Below are 25439 nucleotides of genomic sequence, written 5' to 3'. Positions count from 1 at the left end.
ACTTATCGCCGCCTTTATTTACGTTTGTTACTGACTTGTAAAGATTATTTACCTTGTTCAGCCAGTCCATCGAGGTAGCGCTCAGCGTCCAGCGCGGCCATACAGCCGGTGCCAGCAGAGGTAATCGCCTGACGATAAATATGGTCCATCACGTCGCCAGCCGCGAACACGCCCGGGATGCTGGTCTGGGTCGCGTTACCGTGAATGCCGGACTGCACTTTGATGTAGCCATTTTCCAGCTCCAGCTGACCGTCGAAGATCGCGGTGTTCGGGCTGTGACCGATCGCCACAAACAGACCCGCCACTTCAAGCGTTTCGACGTTGTCAGTGTTCTGGGTATCACGGATACGCAGACCGGCAACGCCCATCTGGTCGCCCGTCACCTCTTCCAGGGTACGGTTGGTATGCAGCACGATGTTGCCACTGGCCACTTTATCCATCAGGCGTTTGATCAGGATCTTCTCCGCGCGGAAGGTTTCGCGACGGTGGATCAGGTGCACTTCAGAGGCAATGTTCGCCAGGTAGAGCGCTTCTTCTACTGCGGTGTTGCCGCCGCCGATGACCGCGACTTTCTGATTGCGGTAGAAGAAACCGTCACAGGTTGCGCAGGCAGAGACGCCGCGACCTTTGAACGCTTCTTCGGATGGCAGACCGAGGTAACGGGCAGAGGCGCCGGTGGCAACGATCAGCGCGTCACAGGTGTATTCGCCGCTGTCGCCCGTCAGGCGGAACGGACGGTTCTGCAGATCGACCTTATTGATGTGGTCGAACAGAATTTCAGTTTCGAATTTAGCGGCATGCTCGTGCATACGTTCCATCAGCAGCGGCCCGGTCAGGTCGTTCGGGTCCCCTGGCCAGTTTTCCACTTCGGTGGTGGTGGTCAGCTGACCGCCTTTTTCCATTCCGGTGATGAGTACCGGGTGCAGGTTAGCGCGTGCAGCATAGACCGCTGCGGTATATCCCGCAGGTCCAGAACCAAGGATTAGCAGCTTACTGTGTTTGGCCGTGCCCATGAGATCCCCATTGTTGTTGGCAGACATTTGGCTGGATTGTAGGGAATTTGTTGTCGTAAAAAAAGAGCGCAGCAATTTTGATATCAATCTGTGTAATAGCCACGGACGATGAGTGGCGCGCTATAACATCACGCTTTCGCCTGAAAACCGGTCGTTTGTAAGGCAATAAAATGAGGATTAATACCCTGCCGTAATGAATATCCGGCATGTTGTACTAAAAAACGATGTTTTGCTTTGACAATCCCCTGCGCTTTTGCGAAAACATTCAAGGAAGAAAAAAAACCGCGTTAACCGTATGCCGCATAGGCATGCACGTAAATGCCATTTTTACCGGGTCAGTGAAATCTACGCATGGCGTGGACAGACGCCATACGTGATGTCGGTGACTGCCTTCGGGCAACGGTCTTCTTACCAACAGAACCCGAATCCGCATCGCGTCTAATACAAAACCAGGCGATGTGATGACTAACGGGTACAGGCTCTGAACAGTGATGTGCACAGGGTCCAGGCAGGAGTAGGGAAGGAATACAGAGAGACAATAATAATGGTAGATAGCAAGAAGCGCCCTGGCAAAGATCTCGACCGTATCGATCGTAACATTCTTAATGAATTGCAAAAGGATGGGCGTATTTCCAACGTCGAGCTTTCAAAACGTGTGGGACTTTCCCCGACGCCGTGCCTTGAGCGTGTGCGCCGACTGGAAAGACAGGGTTTCATTCAGGGCTATACTGCTCTGCTGAACCCGCATTATCTGGATGCCTCACTTCTGGTATTTGTTGAGATTACTCTGAATCGTGGTGCGCCGGATGTGTTTGAGCAATTTAACGCCGCTGTACAAAAACTTGAAGAAATTCAAGAGTGTCATCTGGTATCCGGTGATTTCGACTACCTGTTGAAAACCCGTGTACCTGATATGTCCGCCTACCGTAAGCTGCTGGGGGAAACCCTGCTGCGTCTGCCAGGCGTGAACGACACCCGTACGTATGTGGTGATGGAAGAGGTCAAACAGAGCAATCGTCTGGTTATTAAGACGCGCTAACACGGAACAGGTGCAAAATCAGCGTAGTTTGATTACACTCCTGTTAATCCATACAGCAACAGTGCCGGGGAGTCCCGGCGCTGTTGTCCGTTTTAGCAAAAAGGCAGGATATGCCTGATACCTGGAGAGCCTTTTTTGAGCCAGGAATACACTGAAGACAAAGAAGTCACACTATCGAAGCTAAGCAGCGGACGTCGTCTCCTCGAGGCTTTGCTGATTGTTATTGCCCTTTTTGCCGTCTGGCTGATGGCAGCCTTACTCAGTTTCAACCCCTCAGATCCCAGCTGGTCACAAACTGCATGGCATGAGCCTATCCATAATTTAGGCGGTGTCCCCGGTGCCTGGCTTGCGGACACGCTGTTCTTCATTTTCGGTGTGATGGCCTACACCCTTCCCGTTATTATCATTGGCGGATGCTGGTTTGCGTGGCGTCATCGTCAGAACGATGATTACATCGACTATTTTGCCGTGTCGCTGCGCCTGATTGGCGCGCTGGCGCTGATCCTCACCTCGTGCGGGCTGGCGGCAATCAATGCGGATGATATCTGGTACTTCGCCTCTGGCGGGGTGATCGGCAGTTTACTCAGTTCTGCGCTGCAGCCGATGCTGCACAGCAGCGGCGGCACGCTGGCGCTGCTGTGTATCTGGGCGGCCGGGCTGACGCTGTTTACCGGCTGGTCCTGGGTGAGCATTGCCGAGAAAATCGGCAGTTTTATCCTCACCATTCTGACCTTCGCCAGCAACCGTACCCGTCGTGACGATACGTGGGTTGATGAAGACGAATACGAAGATGAAGAGGAAGATGACGCGCCTGTGCAGCGTCGCGAGTCTCGTCGTGCGCGTATTCTGCGCGGCGCGCTGGCCCGTCGTCAGCGTGTTGCTGAGAAATTTGCCAACCCGCTGGGTCGTAAAACCGATGCGGCGCTCTTCTCCGGTAAGCGCATGGATGAAGACGAGCAGGTGGCGTATCGCGCTGCAGGTGTCGCCGTCGATCCTGACGATGTGCTCTTCTCCGGCAGCCGGGCCACTCCGGGTGACTTCGACGAATACGATCCGCTGTTAAATGGTCATTCGGTTACCGAGCCGGTTGCGGCCGCCGCAGCCGCGACGACTGCTGCGCAGGCGTATGCCGCGCCTGTCGACGCCGTGATGCCATCCGCGCCGGTTTCGCCGCCGGAATCCGTTATTCAGCAGCCTCAGGTTGACTGGCAGACTGCGCCAGGCGTTCACACGCCGGAGCCGGTTATCGCGCCTGAACCTGAAAGCTACATTCCTGTGCAGCAGGAGCAGTGGCAGCAGCCTTATCAGCCGCCGCAGCCTGCGTATGAACCGCAAGATTACCCGCACTATGAACAGCCTGTGGCCCAACCTTATCAGGAGTATGTGCCTGAGCCGGTTGAACCTGTGCAGCCTTATGTAGAGCCGCAGCCTGAAGCTGAAATCGTGGAAGAGGTAAAACCCTCTCGTCCACCGATGTACTATTTTGAAGAAGTTGAAGAGCGTCGTGCGCGTGAACGCGAGCAGCTGGCGGCCTGGTACCAGCCTGTGCCTGAACCGGTGCAGGAGCCGGTGACGAAAGCGCCTTCTGTTTCCGTTCCACCGATCGACCCGACGCCTGCAGTCGCACCCGTAGCGGAAAGCGTGGAGCAGGCTACCGCGGCCGCTGCCGTAGCTGCGCCTGTCTTTAGCCTGGCAACAGGGGGCACACCACGTCCTCAGGTGAAGGAGGGGATTGGTCCGCAACTGCCTCGCCCTAACCGCGTTCGTGTACCCACCCGCCGTGAGCTTGCCTCTTATGGCATCAAGCTGCCTTCCCAGCGTATGGCCGAAGAGAAAGCGCGCGAGCCTGAGTACGAAGATGACGCCGATGAAATGCAGCAGGACGAGCTGGCCCGTCAGTTCGCCGCGCAGCAGAATCAACGCTACGGTGAAGAATATCAGCACGATGAACCGGTGCTGGAAGACGAAGAGGACGCGGCTGAAGCAGAACTGGCGCGCCAGTTTGCCGCCACCCAGCAGCAGCGCTATTCCGGTGAGCAACCGGCTGGCGCAAATCCGTTCTCGCTGTCTGATTTTGAATTCTCGCCGATGAAGGATCTGGTGGATGATGGCCCGAGCGAGCCGTTATTTACCCCGAGCGTGATGCCGGAAGCGGAGCCTGTGCGCCAGCAGCCAGCACCACAGGCCTACGCGCAGCCGCATCAGCCTGTTCAGCAGCCGTATGCGCAGCAGCATCAACCTGTTCAGCAGCCGCAGCAGCCGCCACAGCCACCGCAGTTCCAGCAGCCTGCGCCTCAGCCGCAGGAAAGTCTGATTCACCCGCTGCTGATGCGTAACGGTGACAGCCGTCCGCTGCAGCGTCCAAGCACGCCGCTGCCGTCTCTGGATCTGTTAACGCCGCCGCCGTCAGAAGTTGAGCCGGTCGATACCTTCGCGCTTGAGCAGATGGCGCGTCTGGTGGAAGCACGTCTGGCTGACTTCCGTATCAAGGCGGACGTGGTGAACTACTCGCCGGGTCCTGTGATTACCCGTTTTGAACTGAACCTGGCGCCCGGCGTTAAAGCTGCGCGTATTTCCAACCTGTCCCGCGACCTGGCGCGTTCTCTGTCGACCGTGGCGGTGCGTGTGGTGGAAGTTATCCCTGGCAAGCCGTACGTTGGGCTTGAGCTGCCGAACAAGAAACGTCAGACCGTCTACCTGCGTGAAGTGCTGGATAACACCAAATTCCGCGATAATCCGTCCCCGCTGACCGTGGTGCTGGGTAAAGATATCGCTGGCGATCCGGTCGTGGCCGATCTCGCCAAAATGCCTCACCTGCTGGTTGCGGGTACCACCGGTTCCGGTAAGTCAGTCGGTGTGAACGCCATGATCCTCAGCATGCTCTATAAAGCGCAGCCGGAAGATGTGCGTTTCATCATGATCGACCCGAAAATGCTCGAACTGTCGGTCTACGAAGGCATCCCGCATCTGCTGACCGAAGTGGTCACCGACATGAAAGATGCCGCCAACGCCCTGCGCTGGAGCGTCAACGAGATGGAACGCCGCTACAAGCTGATGTCTGCGCTGGGCGTGCGTAACCTGGCCGGTTATAACGAGAAAATTGCCCAGGCTGTGCGCATGGGGCGTCCGATCCCGGATCCTTACTGGAAGCCGGGTGACAGCATGGATGCTCAGCATCCGGTGCTGGAAAAACTGCCTTATATCGTCGTGCTGGTTGATGAATTCGCTGACCTTATGATGACCGTCGGTAAGAAAGTAGAAGAGTTGATTGCCCGTCTGGCGCAGAAAGCGCGTGCGGCCGGTATTCACCTTGTGCTGGCGACCCAGCGTCCTTCCGTGGACGTTATCACCGGTCTTATCAAAGCGAACATTCCGACGCGTATCGCCTTTACCGTATCCAGTAAAATTGACTCCCGTACCATTCTTGACCAGGGCGGCGCAGAGTCGCTGCTGGGTATGGGTGACATGCTCTATTCAGGCCCGAACTCCACCTCTCCGGTGCGCGTCCACGGTGCGTTTGTACGCGATGAGGAAGTTCACGCCGTCGTGCAGGACTGGAAAGCGCGCGGTCGTCCGCAATACGTTGACGGTATTACCAGCGACACGGAAAGCGAAGGCGGCGGCGGTGGCTTCGACGGCGGCGAAGAGCTGGATCCGTTATTCGATCAGGCGGTTAACTTCGTTACCGAAAAACGCAAAGCATCCATCTCAGGCGTGCAGCGCCAGTTCCGCATCGGCTATAACCGCGCGGCGCGCATCATCGAGCAGATGGAAGCACAGGGCATTGTGAGCGAGCAGGGGCATAACGGTAACCGCGAGGTGCTGGCACCGCCGCCGTTTGATTAACCTTCAGCGATTGCAAAGAAGGGTAAATCAGCCAAAATTAAGCATTTTCTTCTGTCGCCTGCCTTCGGGCAGGTCCAGAATAGAAGACGGAAACCCCATATCGGGAAGACGTATTTTAAGGAATAACAATGAAAAAAATCGCCATCGCCTGTGCATTACTCACCAGTTTTGTCGCCAGCAGCGTCTGGGCTGATGCAGCCAGCGACCTTAAAAGCCGACTGGATAAAGTAAGCAGCTTCCACGCCAGCTTCACGCAAAAAGTGACGGACGGCAGCGGCAACGCGGTGCAGGAAGGTCAGGGAGATTTGTGGGTAAAACGCCCGAATCTGTTCAACTGGCACATGACCCAGCCGGATGAAAGCATCCTGGTCTCTGACGGTAAAACCTTATGGTTCTTCAACCCGTTCGTTGAGCAGGCTACGGCCACCTGGCTGAAAGATGCCACCAGCAATACGCCGTTTATGCTGATTGCCCGTAACCAGTCCAGCGACTGGCAGCAGTACAATATTAAACAGACGGGTGACGAGTTTGTCCTGACGCCGAAAGGCAGCAACGGCAACCTGAAGCAGTTCACCATTAACGTAAGCACCAACGGTACGATTAATCAGTTCGGCGCGGTTGAGCAGGACGATCAGCGCAGCAGCTACCAGCTCAAGTCTCAGCAGAACGGCGCCGTTGATGCATCGAAATTCACCTTTACCCCGCCGCAGGGCGTAACGGTGGACGACCAACGCAATAAGTAAGAGGCGTGAGTGGGCAATCTGTCGCTCGATTTTTCAGATAACGCGTTTCAACCTCTGGCCGCCCGTATGCGGCCAGAAAATTTAGCGCAGTACATCGGCCAACAGCATCTGCTGGCTGCCGGTAAGCCATTGCCGCGCGCCATTGAGGCCGGGCATCTTCACTCCATGATCCTCTGGGGACCCCCTGGCACCGGCAAGACTACGCTTGCAGAAGTGATCGCCCGCTATGCCAACGCGGACGTCGAACGTATCTCGGCGGTCACCTCCGGCGTGAAAGAGATCCGTGAGGCGATCGAGCGTGCGCGGCAGAACCGCAATGCCGGGCGGCGTACCATCCTCTTCGTGGACGAAGTCCACCGCTTCAACAAGAGCCAGCAGGATGCCTTCCTGCCGCATATTGAAGACGGCACGATCTTCTTCATCGGTGCGACCACCGAAAACCCGTCGTTTGAACTGAACTCGGCGCTACTTTCCCGCGCGCGCGTTTACCTGCTCAAATCGCTCACCACCGATGATATCGAAAAGGTTCTCACCCAGGCGATGGACGACAAAGCGCGCGGCTACGGCGGACAGGATATCGTTCTGCCTGACGACACGCGTCGTGCAATTGCCGAGCTGGTCAACGGCGATGCGCGTCGTGCGCTGAATACGCTGGAAATGATGGCCGATATGGCCGAAATCGACGATGCAGGGAAGCGGGTGCTGAAACCGGAACTGCTCACCGAAATTGCGGGGGAGCGCAGCGCGCGTTTCGATAACAAAGGCGACCGTTTTTACGACCTGATCTCGGCGCTGCATAAGTCCGTGCGCGGCAGCGCGCCGGATGCGGCGCTTTACTGGTACGCGCGTATTATCACTGCGGGCGGCGATCCGTTATATGTCGCCCGTCGCTGTCTGGCGATTGCGTCAGAAGATGTCGGCAATGCCGATCCTCGCGCCATGCAGGTTGCACTGTCGGCCTGGGACTGCTTCACCCGCGTTGGGCCCGCGGAAGGCGAACGAGCCATTGCGCAGGCAATTGTCTATCTGGCCTGTGCGCCGAAAAGTAATGCGGTTTATACCGCGTTTAAAGCGGCGATGTCCGATGCGCGTGAACGTCCGGACTACGATGTGCCGGTTCACCTGCGTAACGCGCCGACCAAACTGATGAAAGAGATGGGATATGGGCAGGAGTATCGTTACGCTCATGATGAACCCAATGCCTACGCTGCCGGGGAGGAATATTTCCCGCAGGAGATGGCACAAACGCGCTATTATCACCCCACAAACAGAGGTCTTGAAGGCAAGATTGGTGAAAAGCTCACCTGGCTCGCCGGACAGGATCAAAATAGCCCTATAAAACGCTACCGTTAGTTCAATCGTTGCGGTAATGTTGGCAATGTATCCTTGTGGCCGCAGGCTGTGGTCACATTTTCCTATTTTAATTCGATAAGCACAGGATAAGCATGCTCGATCCCAATCTGCTGCGTAATGAGCCAGACGCAGTCGCTGAAAAACTGGCACGCCGGGGCTTTAAGCTGGATGTAGATAAGCTGCGCGCTCTCGAAGAGCGTCGTAAAGTTCTGCAGGTACAAACTGAAAATCTGCAGGCAGAGCGTAACTCTCGATCGAAATCCATCGGCCAGGCGAAAGCGCGCGGGGAAGATATTGAGCCATTACGCCTGGAAGTGAACAAACTGGGTGAAGAACTGGATCAGGCAAAAGCTGAACTGGACGTTCTTCAGGCCGAGATTCGTGATATTGCCCTGGCTATCCCGAATATTCCTGACGACAGCGTGCCTGTCGGCAAAGATGAAAACGACAACGTTGAAGTGAAACGCTGGGGTACGCCTCGTGAGTTTGACTTCGAAGTGCGCGATCACGTGACGCTGGGCGAAATGCACGCGGGCCTGGACTTTGCGGCAGCGGTTAAGCTGACCGGCTCCCGTTTTGTGGTGATGAAAGGCCAGATTGCCCATCTGCACCGCGCGCTGGCGCAGTTCATGCTGGATCTGCACACCGAGCAGCATGGCTACAACGAAACCTACGTGCCGTATCTGGTCAACCACGATACGCTGTACGGTACGGGTCAGCTGCCGAAATTTGCAGGCGATCTGTTCCATACCCGTCCGCTGGACGAGGAAGCAGACAGCAGCAACTACGCGCTGATCCCAACCGCTGAAGTGCCGCTGACTAACCTCGTGCGTGATGAGATTATCGATGAAGACGACCTGCCAATTAAGCTGACGGCGCACTCTCCTTGCTTCCGTTCTGAAGCAGGTTCTTACGGTCGCGACACGCGCGGTCTGATCCGTATGCACCAGTTCGACAAAGTTGAGATGGTGCAGATTGTCCGTCCTGAAGAGTCCATGGACGCGCTGGAAGAGATGACCGGCCACGCTGAGAAAGTGCTGGAGCTGCTGGGTCTGCCGTACCGTCGTATGGCCCTGTGCACCGGTGATATGGGCTTTGGCGCCTGCAAAACCTTCGATCTTGAAGTGTGGGTGCCTGCGCAAAACACCTACCGTGAAATCTCCTCCTGCTCTAACGTCTGGGATTTCCAGGCGCGTCGTATGCAGGCACGCTGCCGCAGCAAATCTGACAAGAAAACCCGTCTGGTGCATACCCTGAACGGTTCTGGTCTGGCTGTGGGCCGTACGCTGGTTGCCGTGCTGGAAAACTATCAGCAGGCAGATGGTCGTATTGAGATCCCTGAAGTGTTGCGTCCATACATGAAAGGTCAGCAGTACATCGGCTAATTCTTTGCCTCACAACAAAAAAGCGCCTTTAGGCGCTTTTTTTATGCCGCGGAATTGATACGACGCAATACCCCCTCCCTCTAAAGTAGTAATACTCCTCCGAATGAAAGTCAGCATAAAAAGCTGATTACGTAGAAATTCGTTGTATATAAAACTACATAGCGGTTTTGCGCCGCCACTCTTTTCTTTGTGAGCAACCAAAGTGAGTCTCTATGAAAATCAACGCGCCTGAAGCATTAATGGCTGCCGAGGTCACTCGCCGTGGGTTGATGAAAACCACGGCAATAGGCGGCCTGGCCGTAGCCAGCAGCGCTTTCACGCTCCCTTTTACCCGACTGGCCTCAGCGGCGGATGCATTATCCCCAGCTTCAGCTCCGGAAAAAGTGGTGTGGAGTGCCTGTACCGTTAACTGCGGTAGCCGTTGTCCGCTGCGTATGCACGTGGTGGATGGCGAAATTAAATATGTCGAAACCGACAATACCGGGGACGATGACTATGAAGGGTTACATCAGGTTCGCGCCTGCTTGCGCGGCCGCTCCATGCGTCGTCGCGTGTATAATCCGGACCGCCTGAAATATCCGATGAAGCGCGTCGGTAAGCGTGGGGAAGGGAAGTTCGAGCGGATTAGCTGGGATGAAGCCTACGACATTATCGCCACCAATATGCAGCGCCTTATCAAAGAGTACGGCAACGAATCCATCTACCTGAACTACGGCACCGGGACGCTCGGCGGTACGCTGACCCGCTCCTGGCCACCGGGTAAAACGCTGGTGGCACGCTTGATGAACTGCTGCGGCGGTTATCTCAATCACTATGGTGACTACTCATCGGCGCAGATTGCTGCGGGACTCAACTACACCTACGGCGGCTGGGCGGACGGCAACAGCCCGTCTGATATCGAAAACAGTAAGCTGGTGGTGTTGTTCGGTAATAACCCGGGCGAAACCCGCATGAGCGGCGGCGGGGTAACCTATTACCTTGAACAGGCCCGCGCCAAATCCAATGCCCGCATGATCATCATCGACCCACGCTATACCGACACCGGCGCCGGACGTGAAGACGAGTGGATCCCAATCCGTCCGGGTACCGATGCAGCGCTGGTCTCCGCGCTGGCGTGGGTGATGATCACCGAAAACCTCGTCGATCAGCCTTTCCTGGATAAATACTGCGTCGGCTATGACGAGAAAACCCTGCCAGCCAGCGCGCCTGCTAACGGTCATTACAAAGCCTATATTCTCGGGCAGGGCAGCGACGGCGTGGCGAAAACGCCCGAGTGGGCGTCCACCATCACCGGTATTCCGGCCGAGCGTATCGTTCAGCTGGCGCGTGAGATTGGCTCGGCCAAACCGGCCTACATTAGCCAGGGCTGGGGACCGCAGCGCCATGCGAACGGCGAAATCGCGACCCGTGCGATCTCCATGCTCTCCATTCTGACCGGCAACGTCGGTATTCACGGCGGTAACACCGGCGCGCGTGAAGGCTCGTATGAAGTGCCGTTTGAACGTATGCCGACGCTGGATAACCCTGTTCAGACCAGCATCTCCATGTTTATGTGGACCGATGCGATCGAACGTGGTCCTGAAATGACCGCCCTGCGCGACGGCGTGCGCGGCAAGGACAAGCTGGACGTGCCGATCAAGATGATCTGGAACTATGCCGGTAACTGTCTTATCAACCAGCACTCCGAAATCAACCGCACCCATGAAATCCTGCAGGATGATAAGAAGTGCGAGATGATTGTGGTGATCGACTGCCACATGACCTCCTCGGCGAAATATGCCGATATCCTGCTGCCGGACTGCACCGCCTCTGAGCAGATGGATTTCGCGCTGGACGCCTCCTGCGGCAACATGTCCTACGTGATCTTCACCGATCAGGCGATCAAACCGCGCTTCGAGTGCAAAACCATTTATGAGATGACTTCTGAGCTGGCGAAACGTCTTGGCGTTGAGCAGCAGTTTACCGAGGGACGTACACAGGAAGGGTGGATGCGCCATCTGCATGAACTCTCCCGTAAGGCGGTCCCTGACCTGCCGGATTTCGATACCTTCCGCAAGCAGGGTATGTACAAACAGCGCGATCCGGAAGGGCACCACGTGGCTTACAAAGCGTTCCGTGAAGATCCGCAGGCAAACCCGCTGACCACGCCGTCGGGCAAAATCGAAATCTACTCCGAAGAGCTGGCAAAAATCGCGTCGACCTGGGAGCTGCCGGAAGGGGACGTTATCGATCCGCTGCCGATCTACACGCCAGGTTTCGAAAACTACAACGATCCGCTGACGGCGAAATTCCCGCTGCAGCTGACCGGTTTCCACTACAAAGCGCGCGTGCACTCCACCTACGGTAACGTCGACGTACTCAAGGCCGCCTGCCGTCAGGAGATGTGGATCAACCCGATGGATGCCAAAGCGCGAGGCATCAGCAATGGCGATCGCGTGCGTATCTTCAACGGTCGCGGGGAGGTGCACATTGAAGCTAAGGTGACGCCGCGCATGATGCCAGGCGTAGTGGCGCTGGGAGAGGGGGCCTGGTACAGCCCTGATGCCAACCGCATCGACCAGGCGGGCAGTATTAACGTACTGACCACGCAGCGTCCGTCGCCGCTGGCGAAGGGCAACCCATCCCACACAAACCTTGTCCAGGTTGAAAAGGTTTAAGGAGTAGCCGATGACAACCCAGTATGGATTTTTTATCGATTCCAGCCGTTGCACCGGGTGCAAAACCTGCGAGCTGGCCTGTAAAGATTACAAAGACCTGACCCCGGACGTTAGCTTCCGCCGCATCTACGAATACGCCGGGGGCGACTGGCAGGAAGATAACGGCGTCTGGCATCAGAACGTCTTTGCCTATTACCTGTCGATTGCCTGCAACCACTGTGAAGATCCGGCCTGCACCAAGGTCTGCCCGAGCGGGGCGATGCACAAGCGTGAAGACGGTTTTGTGGTGGTGGATGAAGATGTCTGCATCGGCTGCCGGTACTGCCACATGGCGTGCCCGTACGGCGCGCCGCAGTACAACGCCGCCAAAGGCCATATGACCAAATGCGACGGTTGCCACACCCGCGTGGCGGATGGCAAAAAGCCGATTTGCGTTGAGTCCTGCCCGCTGCGCGCTCTGGACTTCGGTCCTGTTGAAGAGCTGCGTCAAAAACACGGTCAGCTTGCCGCAGTGGCACCGCTGCCGTCTGCGCACTTCACGAAGCCGAGCATTGTGATTAAACCTAACGCCAACAGCCGTCCTACAGGTGACACTACCGGCTACCTGGCAAATCCGAAGGAGGTGTGAGATGGGAAGTGGATGGCATGAATGGCCGCTGATGATCTTCACGGTCTTTGGTCAGTGCGTGGCGGGCGGTTTCATTGTACTCGCGCTGGCGCTGTTGAAGGGGAATCTCAACGCTGAACAGCAGCAGCGTTTAGTGTTGAGTATGTTTGGCCTGTGGGTGCTGATGGGAATTGGCTTTATCGCCTCTACGCTGCACCTTGGTTCGCCGATGCGCGCGTTTAACTCTCTGAACCGCGTGGGGGCCTCATCCCTTAGTAACGAGATTGCCAGTGGGGCAATTTTCTTTGCCGTCGGGGGGCTGGGCTGGCTGCTGGCCGCTTTGAAGAAATTGCCTGCGGGTCTGCGCAGCCTGTGGCTTATCGTGACCATGGTGCTGGGCGTGGTGTTCGTGTGGATGATGGTGCGCGTCTATAACACCATAGATACCGTTCCAACCTGGTACAGCGTCTGGACGCCGATGAGCTTCTTCCTGACGATGTTTATCGGCGGGCCGCTGCTGGGCTACCTGCTGCTGCGCGTGGCGGGCGTAGACGGGTGGGCAATGCGTTTGCTGCCCGCTGTTTCTCTGCTGGCGCTGGTGGTGAGTGCGATGGTCGCCCTGATGCAGGGGGCTGAACTGGCAACCATTCACAGCTCTATCCAGCAGGCTTCTGCCCTGGTGCCGGACTACGGTGCGCTGATGGCCTGGCGTATCGTTCTTCTGGTCGCCGCGCTGGTATTCTGGATTGCCCCTCAGCTCAAAGGCTATCAGCCGGCGCTGCCGCTGCTGTCACTGGCTTTTGTGCTGGTACTGGCGGGTGAACTGATTGGCCGCGGCGTGTTCTACGGGTTGCATATGACCGCTGGTATGGCTATCGCCAGCTAACGTTGCATTGAGTTATATCAAGCCGGGCCTGAGTGCCCGGTTTTTCTTTTTTCGATCATGAAATTTTTCTACTGTCGTTTTGTTTTAATTTCGCCCATTAATAAATAAAAACAGACACATAATTAATATCTATAGCAGGCGTGGCATTAGCAGGATAAGTTTTTTAAATCGACAGGGAACATATTGTGCGAGGCGGCTAAATCAGTGGATTGACTTTGTTTTTGCCAGTGGCATGATGCGCACGAAATCTGAACTTCCTCACGGTTTTTAATCCATGACCACCTATACCCGGCCAGTGCTCCTGTTGCTCTGTGGCCTGCTTCTGTTGACCCTGGCGATCGCAGTGTTAAACACGCTCGTCCCGCTGTGGCTCGCCCATGAAAACTTACCGACCTGGCAGGTGGGTATGGTCAGCTCGTCCTTTTTCACCGGGAACCTGCTGGGCACATTATTAACCGGGAGCCTGATTAAGCGCTTCGGCTTTAATCGCAGCTATTATCTGGCGTCGCTGATTTTCGCCGCCGGGTGCGCCGGGTTGGGTCTGATGGTCGGCTTCTGGAGCTGGATGGCGTGGCGCTTTATCGCCGGTATCGGCTGCGCGATGATTTGGGTGGTGGTTGAAAGTGCGCTGATGTGCAGCGGCACCTCCCGCAACCGTGGACGCCTGCTGGCGGCCTACATGATGGTTTACTACGTCGGCACCGTGCTGGGGCAACTGATGGTCAGCAAGCTGCCAACCGATCTGATGAGCGTTCTGCCGTGGGTAACGGGCATGGTGCTGGCCGCGATCCTGCCGCTGCTCTTCACGCGCATTGTGAACCAGAACAGCGAGCATCAGGAAGCGACCCACGTCTGGCCGATGCTGAGACTTCGTCATGCGCGTCTGGGCGTTAACGGCTGCATTATCTCGGGGATTGTACTGGGCTCGCTCTACGGCCTGATGCCGCTCTATCTGAATCATCAGGGCGTCAGCGATTCCGGAATTGGTTTCTGGATGGCGGTGATGGTGAGTGCGGGGATCGTCGGGCAGTGGCCGATTGGCCGACTGGCGGATCGTTTCGGCCGTCTGCTGGTGCTGCGCGTTCAGGTCTTTGTGGTGATTATGGGATGCCTTGCCATGCTCAGCAACGCCGCGATGGCGCCTGCGCTGTTTATTCTCGGGGCCGCCGGCTTTACGCTCTATCCGGTCGCGATGGCCTGGGCCTGTGAGAAAGTTGAACATCACCAGCTGGTGGCAATGAACCAGGCGCTGTTACTGAGCTATACCATCGGCAGTTTATTAGGGCCGACGTTTACCGCGATGCTGATGCAGAATTATTCCGATAATTTATTGTTTATCATGATCGCCAGCGTATCGTTTATTTATCTTTTAATGCTGCTGCGCAAAGCGGGAGAGCACCCAACGCCAGTGGCACATGCCTGATTAAATAAAAGCCTGTCGATGACAGGCTTTTTTGTCCCCATCACAACTAAGAGTTTTACTTATTGTTTGTTTATTGCGTCAGACGATAATTCATGTGAGTCCTACCACTATAAGGCAGCAATCATGTCTATTCGTCGTTTTTCCACTACCGCACTTGCCGTAGTGTTGTCTTTAACGTTTGCAACGGCTCCGGTCATGGCTAATCCTGGAAACGGGAATGGCGGTGGTCACGGAAACGGTGGCGGACAAGGTAATGGCGGTAATCATGGTAACGGGAATTCTGGTAACCATGGCAATAAGCAAAATAACGGTCAGGATAACCCTGGAAAATCGGATAAAAGTTTTAAAAGCAGTAAAGATGTCGGTAACGATGTCGACGCTCGCGTGAGCTTCGATCATGCCCGCCACCTGGCGCTGAATTATGGCTTAACGGGCTATGACTCTCTGCCTCCGGGTATCGCGAAAAACCTGGCGCGCGGTAAGCCGTTGCCTCCGGGGATTGCGAAGAAAACCGTGCCGGCCTCAATGCTGGGCCAGCTTCCTTCCTACCCTGGCTATGAATGGCGTGTGGTCGGAGACGACCTGGTCTTAATTGCGCTGAGTACAGCCATCGTGACGTCCGTTATTAACGGCGTCTTTAAATAGAATATAAAAAGGCCCGGTTCTCACCGGGCCTTTTCTTTAATACATCACCTTGTGGCCGTACTGTTCAAGAATACCTTTGACGCGTTCCATCGTCTCTTTTTTCGGCGGCTTCACGCCATCAAGTTTGTACTCTTCGCCCATCGCCACCCATTTATGTTTACCCAGCTCGTGATACGGCAAAAGCTCGATTTTCTCGACGTTGCCCATGTCGCGGGTAAATTCCCCCAGGCGGTGCGCGGAGTCGTCATCATCTGACCAGCCGGGAACCACCACGTAGCGGATCCAGGTTTTGATGCCTTTATCGGCAATGTATTTGGCAAATTCCAGCGTGCGGTGGTTTGAGACGCCAACAAGGTTCTGGTGGATCTCATCGTTCATCTGTTTGAGATCGAGCATCACCAGATCGGTCACTTCAAGCAGCTCGTCGATAACCGGATCGTAACGGCGTACGAAGCCGTTAGTGTCGAGGCAGGTATGAATGCCTTCTTTATGGCAGGCGCGGAACCAGTCGCGGACAAATTCAGCCTGCAGAATCGCTTCACCTCCGGATGCGGTGACGCCGCCGCCGGACGCGTTCATAAAGTGGCGGTAGGTCACCACCTCTTTCATCAAGTCTTCAACGGTCACTTCTTTACCGCCGTGCGTATCCCAGGTGTCACGGTTATGGCAGTACAGGCAGCGCATCAGGCAGCCCTGGAAAAAGGTGATGAAGCGGATACCCGGGCCATCGACGGTGCCACAGGATTCAAAGGAGTGAATGCGACCAATAATTGACATTGCGGTGATATCTCCAGCATCGGCCCGTCCGGGGCCTGAGTATGCACAGCTCAAAGCCGGCTGTGTTGAAGTCTGTTTTGGCTGATATCCATAGAGTATAGATAGCGGACAAAAGAGACTAAGGTGGAGAGGGTGCTAAAAAGGCCCCACTGACGTGGAGCCTTTATTGTACGCTTTTTAACGCGTGATTTCAGTCAATTCCACTTACATGGACTGAGTGAAAGTACGGGTGATAACGTCCTGCTGCTGTTCTTTAGTCAGGGAGTTAAAACGTACTGCGTAGCCAGATACGCGGATGGTCAGCTGAGGATATTTCTCAGGGTGTTCCATTGCGTCGAGCAGCATTTCACGGTTCATGACGTTCACGTTCAGGTGCTGACCACCTTCGATGGACGCTTCGTGGTGGAAGTAACCATCCATCAGACCCGCGAGGTTAGTTTTACGCACTTCGTCGTCTTTACCCAGCGCGTTTGGCACGATAGAGAAGGTGTAAGAGATACCATCTTTCGCGTAAGCAAACGGCAGTTTAGCGACGGAAGTCAGAGAGGCAACCGCACCTTTCTGGTCACGACCGTGCATTGGGTTAGCACCTGGGCCGAATGGCGCGCCAGCACGACGACCGTCTGGTGTGTTACCGGTTTTCTTACCATACACAACGTTAGAGGTGATGGTCAGAACAGACTGAGTCGGGATAGCGTTACGGTAAGTAGTCAGTTTCTGAATTTTCTTCATGAAACGTTCTACCAGGTCAACCGCCATGTCATCAACGCGAGAGTCGTTGTTACCAAACTGCGGATATTCACCTTCGATTTCGAAGTCGATAGCCAGCCCGTCTTCATCACGAATTGGTTTAACTTTCGCATATTTGATTGCAGACAGGGAGTCAGCAGCAACGGACAGACCAGCGATACCACACGCCATGGTGCGGATAACGTCACGGTCGTGCAGCGCCATCAGAGAGGCTTCGTAGCTGTACTTGTCGTGCATGTAGTGGATAACGTTCAGTGCAGTGACGTACTGTTTAGCCAGCCAGTCCATGAAGTGATCCATACGGTCCATCACTTCGTCGAAGTTCAGAACGTCGCCTTTGATCGGCTCAGACTTAGGACCAACCTGCATTTTCAGTTTTTCATCAACGCCGCCGTTGATTGCGTACAGCATGGTTTTCGCCAGGTTTGCACGCGCACCGAAGAACTGCATTTGTTTACCAACAACCATTGGGCTTACGCAGCAAGCGATAGCGTAATCGTCGTTGTTGAAGTCCGGACGCATCAGGTCATCGTTCTCGTACTGCAGAGAAGAGGTGTCGATGGACACTTTAGCGGCGAATTTCTTGAAGTTCAGAGGCAGTTTTTCAGACCACAGAACGGTGATGTTCGGCTCCGGAGAAGGACCCATGGTGTACAGGGTGTTCAGGAAGCGGAAGCTGTTTTTGGTTACCAGAGTACGGCCGTCAACGCCCATACCGCCGATGGATTCAGTTGCCCAGATTGGATCACCGGAGAACAGCTCATCGTATTCAGGGGTACGCAGGAAGCGAACCATACGCAGTTTCATGACCAGGTGGTCAATCATTTCCTGAGCGTCTTGCTCGGTGATTTTGCCTGCTTTCAGGTCACGTTCGATGTAGGCATCCAGGAAGGTGGATACGCGACCGAAGGACATTGCTGCACCGTTTTGAGACTTAACTGCGGCCAGGTAGCCGAAGTAGGTCCACTGGATAGCTTCCTGAGCGTTGGTAGCCGGACCAGAGATATCGCAGCCATATTTCGCCGCCATCTCTTTGATCTGACCCAGCGCGCGGTGCTGTTCAGCGATTTCTTCACGCAGACGGATAGTCGCTTCCAGGTTTACGCCATTTTCCAGGTCAGACTGCAGGGAAACAAACTGCGCGTACTTGTCTTTCATCAGGAAGTCGATACCGTACAGCGCAACGCGACGGTAGTCACCGATGATACGGCCACGGCCATACGCATCTGGCAGACCAGTCAGAACGCCAGATTTACGGCAGTTCAGAATGTCTTTGGTGTAAACATCGAATACACCCTGGTTGTGGGTTTTGCGGTATTCGGTGAAGATTTTTTTCAGCATTGGATCCAGCTCGCGGTTATACGCTTTGCAGGAACCTTCAACCATTTTGATACCACCGAACGGGATGATTGCGCGTTTCAGTGGTGCTTCAGTCTGCAGACCAACGATTTTCTCAAGGGCTTTGTTGATGTAGCCAGCATCGTGAGAAGTGATGGTGGAAGCAACGGAGGTGTCAAAATCAACTGGCGCGTGAGTGCGGTTTTCCAGTTTAACGCCTTCCATTACGCTGTCCCACAGCTTGGTGGTCGCGTCAGTTGCGCCAGCCAGGAAGGATTCGTCACCTTCATACGGGGTATAGTTTTTCTGAATGAAGTCACGTACGTTTACTTCATTCTGCCAGTCACCTTTCGCAAAACCTTCCCAGGCTGTGGCTAACTTTTCATTAAGCTCGGACATGTAACACCTACCTTCTTAAGTGGATTTTTTATTTACTGCCTGAGAAAACCATCAATGATGATCGTCGCCACGCAGGTAAATGACCCAGTATGTCAACCCAACTAACAGACCCCCACCGATAATGTTCCCGATAGTGACAGGGATCAGGTTATCAGTAATGAAATTCATAATAGTCAGGTGAGAGAAACTTTCCGGGGATGAACCAACTGCGGTCCAGAACTCCGGGCTCGCAAAGTCGCGGATGACAATGCCCATTGGGATCATGAACATATTCGCGATACTGTGCTCAAAGCCGCTGGCAACAAACATCGCAACCGGCAGAACCATAATTAAGGCTTTGTCCATCAGGCTACGACCCGAGTAGCTCATCCATACAGCCAGGCAGACCATCAGGTTAGCGAGGATGCCGAGAGCAACGGCTTCGATAAATGTGTGGTGCATTTTGTGGTCGGCGGTTTGCAGGACGTTAAGGCCCCAGCCACCGTTGGCGGTCATGTACTCGCCAGAAAGCCACATCAACAAAACAAAGAGCAGACAGCCAACCAGGTTACCCACGTAGACGTTAAGCCAGTTACGTGCCAGCTGACCCCAGGTAATTCTTCCGCTGGCCTTTGCCACGACAATCAGCACCGTTGAGGTGAAGAGGTCGGCGCCGCAGATGACGCAGAGAATCAGACCCAGTGAGAAGCAAATGCCGCCAATCAGTTTGGCCATGCCGAAAGGCATTCCGGCAGTACCGGTGGTGGCGGTGATGTAGAAGACGAAAGCGATAGAGATGAACACACCAGCCGTGATCGCCAGATAGAACGTCTTCATCGGGTGTTTCGTTGCTTTATAGACACCCGCTTCTTCGGCAACTTTGGCCATCGCAGCAGGGAGTAAAAGATCAAAAGGGTTGTCAGCTTTCACACTAACTCTCTCTTTATTAAGTCGGCGACGAGATACTAACAAAGCATTATAGAAGAGAAATTGATATAGATCATATCTCGCCTGGCTTATAGGCCCGCAGTGTGTATGGTTTTACAACAAATGCGGAGTAAGTAATTGATTATCCGTATAAAAATAAATTTTAAAAGTTATGAAAAGAGTTGAATTTTTTCGTTCGGCCACCCCTGACGCAGTTAATTAATATGGAGTATTTACCATAAAAAGTAACAGTAAAGCCCAGGTAAATATTATTATATTTACCCATGTTTAACTTTATTATTACAATCAACAGTCATTGCCGAAGAAAATAAAAAACGGGGCAATGAAATTGCCCCGTAATATAGCCCAGACGATTGAATACGCCTACTGCTGGTAATGTTATGTGCGCTTATTTTAACCAGTAAGCGGCTTTTGCTTTCTGCAGCTTTTCGTAGGCCTTCAGCAGCGACTGATGCGCCGGGAAGGCTTTCAGATCGCTATCAACAGCCTGCAGGCCATAGAACGGCGCTTCGCCGCTCAGGGCCGCGCTGGCTGCTTCTACGGCCTCAGCTCCGTACATACGTACGAAAGCATTCAGGTATTGCAGCGGCTCGCGGTCCTCTTCCTGGGCCAGCAGCAACAGGGTTTGCAGGCAGCGGTAATAATTGGTGCGTTCGGCAGAGAAGACAGACTGGTTGAATTCCATGGTCCACTCGGTCCAGGCCAGGGCCTGATCCAAATCGCCACCCGCCAGGGCCAGCATCGCTTTCAGCTCACCGATGCGCAGGGTATACCAGCCGTTGTCTTTACCGGTCGCCAGGCCCAGCAGTTCGCGTACGCGGGTGAAGTCATCGTGGCCTTCTTCGTCCAGTTGGGCGATCAGGTTCAGATAATCTTCTTTCTCCCACTCGCTGCCCGGCAGAGCCAGCAGCGTTTCGCGCAGATGGGCACCCATGCTGTTGTTCGCCAGCCACAGATCTTCAGCCGGGTAGATATCGGACATGCCCGGAACGATAATGCGGCACGCGTAGACGCCAAGATGTTCGTAGTCGGCAATGTAGACTTCCTGATCTTCCGCGTTGAAGATAGCCATCAGCGTGGCGAACTCTTCTTCCGTGGTACCCGCAAAGCTCCAGTCCACGAACGGATAGTCGGCGTCCTGCTTGAACATATCCCAGGAAATTAAACCGCTGGAGTCAATGAAGTGGGTTTCAAGGTTGGTATGCTCGGCCACTTCTTCATCGTCAAACGTTGGCGGAGTGAAGACGTCGAGATCTTTCAGGCTACGGCCCTGCAGCAGCTCGGTAACGGTACGCTCCAGCGCCACGCCGAAGTCAGGGTGCGCCCCGAATGAGGCGAAGCAGGTGCCGTTGGCCGGGTTAAACAGCACCACGCAGATAACCGGATACTTGCCGCCCAGCGAGCCGTCATAGGCAAAGATTGGGAAACCTTCTGCTTCGAGCTTAGCGATGGACTCCACTACGCCCGGATAGCGCGCCAGCACGTCTGCCGGAATTTCAGGCAGGCTGATGGATTCAGCGATGATGCGGTTTTTAATGTGGCGTTCAAAGACTTCAGACAGACCCTGCACGCGCGCTTCATTGCGGGTGTTACCGGCGGACATACCGTTGGACACATACAGGTTGCCGACGATGTTCATCGGAATATACACGGTCTGCTCGTCAGACTGACGGGTGAACGGCAGGGCGCAGATCCCACGGTCTTCATTGCCAGACTGCAGATCGATCAGCATGCTGGCGGTCAGTTCGTTTTCCGGATCGTAGAAAGCACGCAGGCGCGCGTCGAGAATACCTTCCGGCAGCTCGTCATCTTCGGTCAGCGGGAACCATTTTTCATTTGGATAGTGAACGAACGGGCCGTTAGCGATGGTTTCGCCCAGCCAGAAGTCAGCGAAGAAATAGTTGGTGGACAGACGCTCAAAATACTCACCCAGCGCAGAGGCCAGTGCCGCTTTTTTTGTCGCGCCTTTACCGTTGGTAAAGCACAGGGCACAGTCTTTATCGCGAATATGCACGGACCAGACATGAGGCACCGGATTGAGCCAGGAGGCTTCTTCGATGTTAAAACCCAGGTCGGTCAATTTCTGCTGGAAGCGAGCGATGGAATCTTCCAGAGCGGCGTCTTTGCCGGGGATAAACGTTTGAGTCATGGCGTTCACTTTTATCGTACGTAAAGCGCGCAATGATACGGGTTTTGCGTGACGGGTGCTATCTTCGGCGAAAATAAAAGGCTGGACTATGCTTAGTGGCAGTAACTGACTGTTAAGGCATAGAAAAATGAAAGCATTTGATCTCCAGCGGATGGCGTTTGATAAAGTTCCTCCTGAATTTCTGGGCGAAGTGGCGCTGCGTAGCCTGTATACCTTCGTCCTCGTCTTCCTGTTTCTTAAAATCACCGGCCGCCGCGGCGTGCGGCAGATGTCGCTCTTTGAGGTGTTGATCATACTGACGCTGGGCTCGGCGGCGGGGGACGTCGCCTTTTATGACGATGTGCCGATGGTGCCGGTGTTTATCGTTTTTGTCTCACTGGCGCTACTTTACCGTCTTGTCATGTGGCTGATGTCGAAAAGCGAAAAGCTGGAAGATCTGCTTGAAGGGAAGCCGGTCGTTATCGTCGAGGACGGACAGCTGGCCTGGGAAAATGTACAAAGCGCCAATATGACCGAGTTTGAGTTCTTTATGGAGCTTCGCCTGAACAGCGTTGAACAGCTCGGACAGGTGCGTCTGGCGATCATGGAAACCAACGGGCAGATCAGCGTCTATTACTATTCTGACGACGAGGTGAAGCCGGGGCTGTGTATCCTGCCGGATATGCTGATCGAGCGTTTCAGAACCGTACCGGAATCAGGCGAGTATGCTTGCGTAAGATGTAGCCATGTTGTCGCGATGCAGCCGGGGGATCGTCAATTATGCCCCCGCTGTGCAAATCCGGAATGGACGAAGGTTAGCCGGGCCAAACGCATCACCTGACAGCCATTTTGTCGGTTTTGTCTTAGCGAGGCGGCAGATTGTTTTGTGTGACGCGGGGCACATTTCACGGGTCATAAGTTTTAGACATTGCGGCGCGTGTCACTGAATGATAAAACCGATATCCACAGTTATAACTTATGGCTTTTAGCATGGTGAGGGGAAATGGCTCAAGTCTTTAATTTCAGTTCAGGTCCGGCAATGTTACCGGCAGACGTGCTTAAACAGGCTCAACAGGAACTCTGTGACTGGAACGGTCTCGGTACGTCGGTGATGGAAATCAGCCACCGTGGTAAAGAGTTTATTCAGGTGGCGGAAGAGGCAGAAAAGGATTTTCGCGATCTGCTGAACATTCCCTCGAACTACAAAGTATTGTTCTGTCACGGCGGTGGGCGCGGCCAGTTTGCGGGCGTTCCGCTGAATATCCTCGGTGACAAAACGACGGCTGACTACGTTGACGCGGGTTACTGGGCAGCAAGCGCCGTTAAAGAAGCGCATAAATACTGCACGCCGAATGTTATCGACGCCAAAGTAACCGTTGACGGTCTGCGCGCCGTGAAGCCAATGAGCGAGTGGCAGCTTTCCGATAACGCAGCGTATCTGCACTACTGCCCGAACGAAACCATTGACGGGATTGCCATCGACGAGACGCCAAACTTCGGCAGCGATGTCGTGGTTGCCGCCGACTTCTCCTCCACCATTCTGTCTGCGCCAATTGATGTCAGCCGCTACGGCGTTATCTATGCGGGCGCGCAGAAAAATATCGGCCCGGCCGGTTTGACTATCGTCGTCGTGCGTGAGGACCTGCTGGGTAAAGCGCATAAATCCTGCCCGTCGATTCTCGATTACACCGTGCTGAACGATAACGATTCGATGTTCAATACCCCACCAACGTTTGCCTGGTATCTCTCCGGCCTGGTCTTCAAATGGCTGAAGCAAAACGGCGGCGTGGCGCAGATGGACAAGGTCAATCAGCAGAAAGCTGAACTCCTGTATGGCGTGATCGACAAGAGCGATTTCTACCGCAACGATGTGGCGAAAGCTAACCGTTCCCGCATGAACGTGCCGTTCCAGCTGGCGGACAGCAGCCTGGACAAAGTGTTCCTGGAAGAGTCCTTCGCGGCAGGCCTGCATGCGCTCAAAGGTCACCGTGTCGTTGGCGGCATGCGTGCCTCCATCTATAACGCGATGCCGCTGGAAGGCGTTAAAGCCCTGACGGATTTCATGATCGACTTCGAACGTCGTCACGGTTAATTTGCTGTTTTTCACCCCCGCAGCGTCCCTGCGGGGTTTTTATTATGTTGAGTTGAGAGTTTAGTTTTCATGGAATCCCTGACGTTACAACCTATCGCGCGGGTAGATGGCACCATTAATCTGCCTGGTTCAAAAAGTGTCTCGAACCGCGCTCTGCTGCTGGCAGCTCTGGCAAACGGCACCACCGTCCTCACAAACCTGCTGGACAGCGATGACGTGCGTCATATGCTCAATGCGCTGAAAGCGTTGGGCGTTCATTACACTCTCTCCGACGATCGTACCCGCTGCGAAGTGACCGGCAACGGCGGCGCGCTGCGCTCGGGCGAAGAGCTTGAGCTGTTTCTGGGCAACGCGGGTACCGCGATGCGCCCGCTGGCGGCGGCCCTGTGCCTGGGTAGCAACAACATTGTGCTGACCGGCGAGCCGCGCATGAAAGAGCGTCCGATTGGTCACCTTGTGGATGCTCTGCGTCAGGGCGGCGCGCAGGTTGAGTATCTTGAGCAGGAAAACTATCCGCCACTGCGTCTGCGCGGAGGTTTTACCGGCGGTCACGTCGAGGTGGACGGCAGCGTCTCCAGCCAGTTCCTGACGGCACTGCTGATGACCGCGCCGCTGGCACCGCAGGATACGGTTATCACAATTAAAGGTGAGCTGGTCTCCAAACCTTACATTGATATCACGCTGCACCTGATGAAAACCTTCGGCGTTGAGGTGGAAAACCAGTCCTATCAGCGCTTCGTGTTGCGCGGGGCGCAGCAGTACCAGTCTCCGGGCAACTACCTGGTTGAAGGGGATGCGTCATCCGCGTCCTACTTCCTGGCCGCGGGTGCGATTAAAGGCGGCACGGTAAAAGTGACCGGTATTGGCCGTAACAGCGTGCAGGGCGACATCCGTTTTGCGGACGTGCTGGAAAAAATGGGCGCCATTGTCACCTGGGGCGATGACTTCATCTCCTGTACCCACGGCGAGCTGAACGCCATCGACATGGACATGAACCATATCCCGGATGCGGCGATGACCATTGCCACGGCGGCGCTGTTTGCCAAAGGCACTACCACGCTGCGTAACATCTACAACTGGCGCGTAAAAGAGACGGACCGCCTGTTCGCGATGGCGACCGAGCTGCGAAAAGTCGGTGCCGAGGTGGAAGAGGGCGAAGACTACATTCGCGTGACCCCTCCGGCAAAACTGCAGTTTGCGGAAATCGGCACCTACAACGATCACCGCATGGCGATGTGCTTCTCGCTGGTGGCGTTGTCAGACACGCCTGTGACCATCCTTGACCCGAAATGTACGGCGAAAACCTTCCCGGACTACTTCGAACAGCTGGCACGCATTAGCACGCTGGCCTGATAACGTATTGCCGCATCGCCCGATGCGGCATTTCCTTACGCTTCATTACGAACACCTCCGCTCATTTCTTCTACACTC

Annotated in this window: 18 protein-coding genes; 13 read left to right on the top strand and 5 right to left on the bottom strand. The window is 54.9% G+C overall.

Going from position 1 to position 25439, the window contains the following annotated elements; genetic code table 11:
- Positions 1 to 44: 44 nt before the first annotated feature.
- Entirely contained in the window at positions 45 to 1013 is a 969-nt protein-coding gene (trxB, locus tag ADJ24_RS17690) for a thioredoxin-disulfide reductase (protein ID WP_023616696.1), read from the bottom strand.
- 544 nt (positions 1014 to 1557) lie between these two features.
- Between trxB and lrp the strand changes: the two genes are divergently transcribed.
- The 10 genes from lrp to ADJ24_RS17640 all read left to right on the top strand — a co-directional run bounded on the left by lrp (position 1558) and on the right by ADJ24_RS17640 (position 15597).
- Positions 1558 to 2052 carry a leucine-responsive transcriptional regulator Lrp gene (gene lrp, locus ADJ24_RS17685; protein WP_000228469.1) on the top strand — a complete coding sequence of 165 codons (495 nt, stop codon included), beginning with the start codon at positions 1558 to 1560 and terminating at the stop codon, positions 2050 to 2052.
- Positions 2053 to 2187: 135 nt separating this feature from the next.
- Positions 2188 to 5898: a DNA translocase FtsK 4TM domain-containing protein gene (locus ADJ24_RS17680; protein ID WP_023310982.1), complete on the top strand. Its 3711-nt coding sequence runs from the start codon at positions 2188 to 2190 to the stop codon at positions 5896 to 5898.
- Between the two features lie 128 nt (positions 5899 to 6026).
- Entirely contained in the window at positions 6027 to 6641 is a 615-nt protein-coding gene (gene lolA / locus ADJ24_RS17675) for an outer membrane lipoprotein chaperone LolA (RefSeq protein ID WP_023310983.1), read from the top strand.
- A 9-nt stretch (positions 6642 to 6650) separates the two neighbouring features.
- Entirely contained in the window at positions 6651 to 7994 is a 1344-nt protein-coding gene (gene rarA / locus ADJ24_RS17670; protein WP_023310984.1) for a replication-associated recombination protein RarA, read from the top strand.
- Positions 7995 to 8086: 92 nt separating this feature from the next.
- Positions 8087 to 9379, top strand: coding sequence for a serine--tRNA ligase (serS, locus tag ADJ24_RS17665; RefSeq protein WP_023310985.1), 1293 nt, complete (start codon positions 8087 to 8089; stop codon positions 9377 to 9379).
- 212 nt (positions 9380 to 9591) lie between these two features.
- The gene (gene dmsA, locus ADJ24_RS17660) at positions 9592 to 12036 is read left to right on the top strand and encodes a dimethylsulfoxide reductase subunit A (protein ID WP_023310986.1); all 2445 of its coding nucleotides are present in this window, start codon (positions 9592 to 9594) and stop codon (positions 12034 to 12036) included.
- A gap of 10 nt (positions 12037 to 12046) precedes the next feature.
- Entirely contained in the window at positions 12047 to 12664 is a 618-nt protein-coding gene (locus ADJ24_RS17655) for a DMSO/selenate family reductase complex B subunit (protein ID WP_023310987.1), read from the top strand.
- Between the two features lies 1 nt (position 12665).
- Positions 12666 to 13529, top strand: coding sequence for a dimethyl sulfoxide reductase anchor subunit family protein (locus ADJ24_RS17650; RefSeq protein WP_047742312.1), 864 nt, complete (start codon positions 12666 to 12668; stop codon positions 13527 to 13529).
- A gap of 274 nt (positions 13530 to 13803) precedes the next feature.
- Positions 13804 to 14952, top strand: a complete 1149-nt coding sequence (locus ADJ24_RS17645) for an MFS transporter (RefSeq protein ID WP_023310989.1) — start codon at positions 13804 to 13806, stop codon at positions 14950 to 14952.
- A 123-nt stretch (positions 14953 to 15075) separates the two neighbouring features.
- A complete protein-coding gene (locus ADJ24_RS17640; RefSeq protein WP_023310990.1) occupies positions 15076 to 15597 on the top strand; it encodes an anti-virulence regulator CigR family protein in 522 nt (173 codons plus the stop codon).
- Between the two features lie 36 nt (positions 15598 to 15633).
- Here ADJ24_RS17640 and pflA read toward each other — a convergent pair whose 3' ends face one another.
- The 4 genes from pflA to ycaO form a co-directional block, all read right to left on the bottom strand.
- Positions 15634 to 16374, bottom strand: coding sequence for a pyruvate formate lyase 1-activating protein (pflA, locus tag ADJ24_RS17635; RefSeq protein WP_023310991.1), 741 nt, complete (start codon positions 16372 to 16374; stop codon positions 15634 to 15636).
- A gap of 204 nt (positions 16375 to 16578) precedes the next feature.
- Positions 16579 to 18861: a formate C-acetyltransferase gene (gene pflB / locus ADJ24_RS17630; protein WP_023310992.1), complete on the bottom strand. Its 2283-nt coding sequence runs from the start codon at positions 18859 to 18861 to the stop codon at positions 16579 to 16581.
- A gap of 51 nt (positions 18862 to 18912) precedes the next feature.
- On the bottom strand, positions 18913 to 19770 hold the full coding sequence (gene focA / locus ADJ24_RS17625; RefSeq protein ID WP_008499974.1) for a formate transporter FocA: 858 nt from the start codon (positions 19768 to 19770) through the stop codon (positions 18913 to 18915).
- Between the two features lie 406 nt (positions 19771 to 20176).
- On the bottom strand, positions 20177 to 21937 hold the full coding sequence (ycaO, locus tag ADJ24_RS17620; RefSeq protein ID WP_023310993.1) for a 30S ribosomal protein S12 methylthiotransferase accessory factor YcaO: 1761 nt from the start codon (positions 21935 to 21937) through the stop codon (positions 20177 to 20179).
- Positions 21938 to 22064: 127 nt separating this feature from the next.
- Between ycaO and ADJ24_RS17615 the strand changes: the two genes are divergently transcribed.
- From ADJ24_RS17615 to aroA, 3 genes are all read left to right on the top strand, one after another.
- Positions 22065 to 22757 carry a DUF421 domain-containing protein gene (locus ADJ24_RS17615; RefSeq protein ID WP_023310994.1) on the top strand — a complete coding sequence of 231 codons (693 nt, stop codon included), beginning with the start codon at positions 22065 to 22067 and terminating at the stop codon, positions 22755 to 22757.
- Between the two features lie 162 nt (positions 22758 to 22919).
- Positions 22920 to 24008, top strand: a complete 1089-nt coding sequence (serC, locus tag ADJ24_RS17610; RefSeq protein WP_029739497.1) for a 3-phosphoserine/phosphohydroxythreonine transaminase — start codon at positions 22920 to 22922, stop codon at positions 24006 to 24008.
- Between the two features lie 69 nt (positions 24009 to 24077).
- Positions 24078 to 25361: a 3-phosphoshikimate 1-carboxyvinyltransferase gene (gene aroA, locus ADJ24_RS17605; RefSeq protein ID WP_023310996.1), complete on the top strand. Its 1284-nt coding sequence runs from the start codon at positions 24078 to 24080 to the stop codon at positions 25359 to 25361.
- The last annotated feature ends 78 nt before the right edge of the window (positions 25362 to 25439 follow it).

This window comes from Enterobacter sp. 940_PEND (genome assembly GCF_001059415.1).
GTDB classification, from domain to species: Bacteria; Pseudomonadota; Gammaproteobacteria; order Enterobacterales; family Enterobacteriaceae; genus Enterobacter; species Enterobacter cloacae_M.
Note: the sequence above shows the minus strand (reverse complement) of the source record. Positions and strands in the feature narration are given on the sequence as shown.